This window comes from Streptomyces sp. NPDC058955 (assembly GCF_042741435.1).
Taxonomy (GTDB): Bacteria; Actinomycetota; Actinomycetes; order Streptomycetales; family Streptomycetaceae; genus Streptomyces.
In genome coordinates this window covers 1-5,319 of record NZ_JBHYKM010000152.1, presented here as the reverse complement: position 1 = coordinate 5,319, position 5,319 = coordinate 1, and the positions used below count along the sequence as shown (strand labels likewise).

4 protein-coding genes are annotated in these 5,319 nt (G+C 71.1%); 1 reads left to right on the top strand and 3 read right to left on the bottom strand.

Going from position 1 to position 5,319, the window contains the following annotated elements:
* Positions 1 to 27: 27 nt before the first annotated feature.
* Positions 28 to 1,215 carry a winged helix-turn-helix domain-containing protein gene (locus tag ACFW1I_RS34780; RefSeq protein ID WP_384677505.1) on the bottom strand — a complete coding sequence of 396 codons (1,188 nt, stop codon included), beginning with the start codon at positions 1,213 to 1,215 and terminating at the stop codon, positions 28 to 30.
* A gap of 9 nt (positions 1,216 to 1,224) precedes the next feature.
* Positions 1,225 to 1,866: a GNAT family N-acetyltransferase gene (locus ACFW1I_RS34775; protein WP_384677503.1), complete on the bottom strand. Its 642-nt coding sequence runs from the start codon at positions 1,864 to 1,866 to the stop codon at positions 1,225 to 1,227.
* Between the two features lie 239 nt (positions 1,867 to 2,105).
* Between ACFW1I_RS34775 and secA the strand changes: the two genes are divergently transcribed.
* The gene (secA, locus tag ACFW1I_RS34770; protein WP_384677501.1) at positions 2,106 to 4,910 is read left to right on the top strand and encodes a preprotein translocase subunit SecA; all 2,805 of its coding nucleotides are present in this window, start codon (positions 2,106 to 2,108) and stop codon (positions 4,908 to 4,910) included.
* 52 nt (positions 4,911 to 4,962) lie between these two features.
* Here the strand turns inward: secA and ACFW1I_RS34765 are convergent.
* The coding region (locus ACFW1I_RS34765) for an Rv3235 family protein (RefSeq protein ID WP_384677499.1) at positions 4,963 to 5,319 on the bottom strand (357 nt) is incomplete at its 5' end.

The following is a 5,319-nucleotide window of genomic DNA, read 5'->3' as shown; positions in this document are numbered from 1 at the left end:
AGAAGATCCTGGAGATCCGCTGAGGCGCTAGGCCAGCGCCTTCGTCAGGGCGGGGGTCAGTTCCGGGGGGTCCAGGCGCTCGATGCGGACCGTGTCGCAGCCGACCCAGGCGGCGGCCTCGCGGAGGGCCTGGGCGACGGCGGGGACCGCCTTCGGGCCGTCCAGGGAGACCTGCTTGGCGACCAGGGTGCGGCCCTCGCGGGCCGGGTCCACCCGGCCGACCAGACGGCCGCCGGCGAGGACCGGCATCGCGAAGTAGCCGTGCACCCGCTTCGGCTTCGGGACGTACGCCTCCAGCCGGTGCGTGAAGCCGAAGATCCGCTCGGTGCGGGCCCGCTCCCAGATCAGCGAGTCGAACGGCGAGAGCAGCGTCGTGCGGTGCCGGCCGCGCGGCTCCGTGGCCAGCGCCGCCGGGTCCGCCCAGGCCGGCTTCCCCCAGCCCTCGACCGTCACCGGCACCAGACCCGACTCCGCCACCACCGCGTCGAACTGCTCCGCCTTGAGCCGGTGGTAGTCGGCGATGTCCGCGCGCGTGCCGACGCCCAGCGCCTCGCCCGCCTGCCGGACCAGGCGCCGCACGCACTCGGTGTCGTCCAGGTCGTCGTGGCGCAGCGGCTCCGGGATGGCGCGCTCCGCCAGGTCGTACACCCGCTTCCAGCCGCGCCGCTCGGTGACGACGACCTCGCCGTACATCAGCGCCCGCTCGACCGCGATCTTGGTGTCGGACCAGTCCCACCACTCGCCCTTGTTCTTGGCGCCGCCGAGCTCCGTCGCCGTCCGCGGGCCCTCCGCCCGCAGCTGGTCGATCACCTTGGCGTAGGAGCCGTCGGACAGCTCGTGGTGCCACTGCGGGCGGTCGCGGTAGGCGCGGCGGCGGAAGGCGAAGAGCGGCCACTCCTCGACCGGCAGGATGCAGGCGGCGTGCGACCAGTACTCGAAGGCGTGCCCCTCCGACCAGTACGCCTCCTCCACCGCGGGGCGGCCGACGGCGCCGAGGCGCGCGTACGGGATCAGCTCGTGCGAGCGGGCCAGGACCGAGATGGTGTCCAGCTGGACCTGGCCGAGGTGACGGAGTACGCCCCGGACCCCGCCCCGGCGGTCCGGGGCCCCCAGGAAGCCCTGGGCGCGCAGGGCGATCCGGCGGGCCTCGGTGGCGGAGAGCGCGGCGACGGGCTGGGGAGCGGGCTGCGGGGCGGTCTTCGGCACGGTGGTCATGCGGAAACCCTAGGCCCCCGGACCGACAGTGCCGGAGCCTTCGGGACGGGCCTGCGCGCGGGGGTCCACGGAGGGCGGGGCCTCGCGCGGCGGGAGGTACGGGACGGGGCTCGGCAGGCCGAAGTCGGAGGGGAGCAGCGAGGCGACCCAGCCGTCCCGGAGGGTGCCCTTGTGCAGCAGGGAGGCCCGCTGGACGCCCTCCACGGTGAAGCCGACCCGCTCGGCCACCGCGCGCGAGCCGGTGTTGCCGATCTCCGCGCGCCAGATCAGCCGGACGCAGCCGAGGCCGGTGAAGGCCCAGTGGGCGACGGTCCGCACCGCCTCCGCCATGTAGCCCTTGCCGCGCTGTTCCGGGGCGAGCCAGAAGCCGACCTCCCAGACGCCGTTGCCCCGGCTGTGCAGGCCGATGGCGGCGAAGAGGGGGCCGCCGTCCAGCGGTTCGACGGCGAAGCTGTAGTCGGAGTCGTCGCGCCAGCCCTCCGGGACGAGCCGGTTCAGGAAGAAGGCGGCGTCCTCCCGGGTGTACGGGTCCGGGACGATCGTCCAGCGGCGGATGGCGGGGTCCTGGCAGTGGGCGTACACGATGTCCTCGTCCTCGGGGACGAAGGCGCGCAGCCGGAGGCGGTCGCTGGTGAGCGTGATGGGATCCATGCCCGGATTGTGGGGACGGCGCCGGACGGAAGCGAACACTTTTCGGATGGGGCGGCACCTTCCGACCACCTCGGGCGTTCTCTTTGCGGGCGGACGTGCAGCGGCGGCCCTGCGGGCCTCCCTCCGTGACGGTGGTCTCGCTTACGATGGCCGTTGCGGTGGGGACCACCTGCCGTGCCCGCGCTCGTGTCCGTGACAAGACCCAGTGCCAGGCCCGACCGGCAAGGAGACCAGCCTCAGTGTCCGTCTTCAACAAGCTCATGCGTGCAGGCGAAGGCAAGATCCTGCGCAAACTGCACCGCATCGCGGACCAGGTCAACTCCATCGAAGAGGACTTCGTCAACCTCTCCGACGCCGACCTGCGGGCCCTCACGGAGGAGTACAAGCAGCGGTACGCCGACGGCGAGAGCCTCGACGACCTGCTGCCCGAGGCGTTCGCCACCGTCCGCGAGGCGGCCAAGCGCGTCCTCGGCCAGCGCCACTACGACGTCCAGCTCATGGGCGGCGCCGCGCTGCACCTCGGCTACGTCGCCGAGATGAAGACCGGTGAGGGCAAGACCCTCGTCGGCACGCTGCCGGCGTACCTGAACGCGCTGTCCGGCAAGGGCGTGCACCTGATCACGGTCAACGACTACCTGGCCGAGCGCGACTCCGAGCTGATGGGCCGGGTCCACAAGTTCCTGGGCCTGACGGTCGGCTGCATCCTCGCCAACATGACGCCGGCGCAGCGCCGCGAGCAGTACGCCTGCGACATCACGTACGGCACGAACAACGAGTTCGGCTTCGACTACCTGCGCGACAACATGGCGTGGTCGAAGGACGAACTGGTGCAGCGCGGCCACAACTACGCGTGCGTGGACGAGGTCGACTCGATCCTCGTCGACGAGGCCCGTACGCCGCTGATCATCTCCGGCCCGGCCGACCAGGCCACCAAGTGGTACGGCGACTTCGCGAAGCTGGTCACCCGCCTCACCAAGGGCGAGCCCGGCAACCCGCTGAAGGGCATCGAGGAGACCGGCGACTACGAGGTCGACGAGAAGAAGCGCACGGTCGGCATCCACGAGGCCGGTGTCGCCAAGGTCGAGGACTGGCTCGGCATCGACAACCTCTACGAGTCGGTCAACACCCCGCTCGTCGGGTACCTGAACAACGCCATCAAGGCGAAGGAACTGTTCAAGAAGGACAAGGACTACGTCGTCATCGACGGCGAGGTCATGATCGTCGACGAGCACACCGGCCGTATCCTCGCCGGCCGCCGCTACAACGAGGGCATGCACCAGGCCATCGAGGCCAAGGAGGGCGTGCAGATCAAGGACGAGAACCAGACGCTCGCCACGATCACCCTCCAGAACTTCTTCCGCCTCTACGACAAGCTGTCCGGCATGACCGGTACGGCGATGACCGAGGCGGCCGAGTTCCACCAGATCTACAAGCTCGGCGTCGTCCCGATCCCGACGAACAAGCCGATGCAGCGCAAGGACCAGTCCGACCTGATCTACCGGACCGAGGTCGCCAAGTTCGCCGCCGTCGTCGACGACATCGTCGAGAAGCACGAGAAGGGCCAGCCGGTCCTCGTCGGCACCACCTCGGTCGAGAAGTCCGAGTACCTCTCGCAGCAGCTCTCCAAGCGCGGTGTGCCGCACGAGGTGCTGAACGCCAAGCACCACGAGCGCGAGGCCACCATCGTCGCCCAGGCCGGTCGCCGCGGCGCCGTCACCGTCGCCACGAACATGGCCGGCCGCGGTACCGACATCAAGCTCGGCGGCAACCCGGACGACCTCGCCGAGGCGGAGCTGCGGCAGGCGGGTCTGGACCCGGTCGAGCACGTCGAGGAGTGGGCCGCGGCCCTCCCCGCCGCCATGGAGCGCGCCGAGAAGGCCGTGAAGGCGGAGTTCGAGGAGGTCAAGGAGCTGGGCGGGCTGTACGTGCTCGGCACCGAGCGCCACGAGTCGCGCCGCATCGACAACCAGCTGCGCGGTCGTTCCGGCCGTCAGGGCGACCCGGGCGAGTCCCGCTTCTACCTGTCGCTCGGCGACGACCTGATGCGGCTCTTCAAGGCGCAGATGGTCGAGCGCGTGATGGCCATGGCCAACGTGCCGGACGACGTGCCGATCGAGAACAAGATGGTCACCCGGGCCATCGCCTCCGCCCAGTCGCAGGTCGAGACGCAGAACTTCGAGACCCGCAAGAACGTCCTGAAGTACGACGAGGTCCTCAACCGGCAGCGCGAGGTCATCTACGGCGAGCGCCGCCGCGTCCTGGAGGGCGAGGACCTGCACGAGCAGATCCGCCACTTCATGGACGACACCATCGACGACTACATCCGCCAGGAGACCGCCGAGGGCTTCGCGGAGGAGTGGGACCTCGACCGGCTGTGGGGCGCCTTCAAGCAGCTCTACCCGGTGAAGGTCACCGTCGAGGAGCTGGAGGACGCGGCGGGCGACCGCGCGGGCATCACCGCGGAGTTCATCGCCGAGTCCATCAAGGACGACATCCACGCGCAGTACGAGGCGCGCGAGGCGCAGCTCGGCTCGGAGATCATGCGCGAGCTGGAGCGCCGGGTCGTCCTCTCGGTCCTCGACCGCAAGTGGCGCGAGCACCTCTACGAGATGGACTACCTCCAGGAGGGCATCGGTCTGCGCGCGATGGCGCAGAAGGACCCGCTGGTCGAGTACCAGCGCGAGGGCTTCGACATGTTCACCGCGATGATGGAGGGCATCAAGGAGGAGTCCGTCGGCTACCTGTTCAACCTGGAGGTCCAGGTCGAGCAGCAGGTCGAGGAGGTCCCGGTGCAGGCCGGCGCGCCGTCCCTGGACAAGGGCGAGGCAGTGCCGGCGGGCGGCCGTCCGGAGATCCGCGCGAAGGGGCTCGACGCCCCGCAGCGGCCGGACCGGCTGCACTTCTCCGCGCCGTCGGTGGACGGCGACGGGGGTGTCGTCGAGGGCGACTTCGGCTCGGACGACGTCGACTCCGGCGACGGGATGACGCGGGCGGAGCGCCGCAAGGCGCAGAAGAACGCGGGCGGGCGTCGCCGCAAGAAGTGACGGTCCGACCTGGTGAAGGGCCCTGCCGGACGTGTTCCGGCGGGGCCCTTCGTCATGGCTGGGGGCCGCCGCCGACCAGTCGGCCGAGGCCGTCCAGCTCGACGGCGGCGCACCGCCAGCGGTGGTCGGGGCCGCGCTCCAGGCGGAAGGCGAGGGCGCGGACGCGGTGGCCGGCGGCGAGCGAGGCGAAGACCTCCAGGACGGTGTCCCCGGAGTGCGGCTGCGCGGCGCACCGGCGCAGCACGGGCCGGGGCCCGAACCCCCGCGCGGCCGTCCGCGGCGCGAGCCGCACCAGCTGGTCGTACGCCTCCCCGACGGTCAGTCCCAGCATCGAGTGCACCGGCCGCTCCCCGCTGAGCACCGCGACGAGCCGCTCGGCGAAGGCGGTGTGCACGGGGAGGGTGCGGCG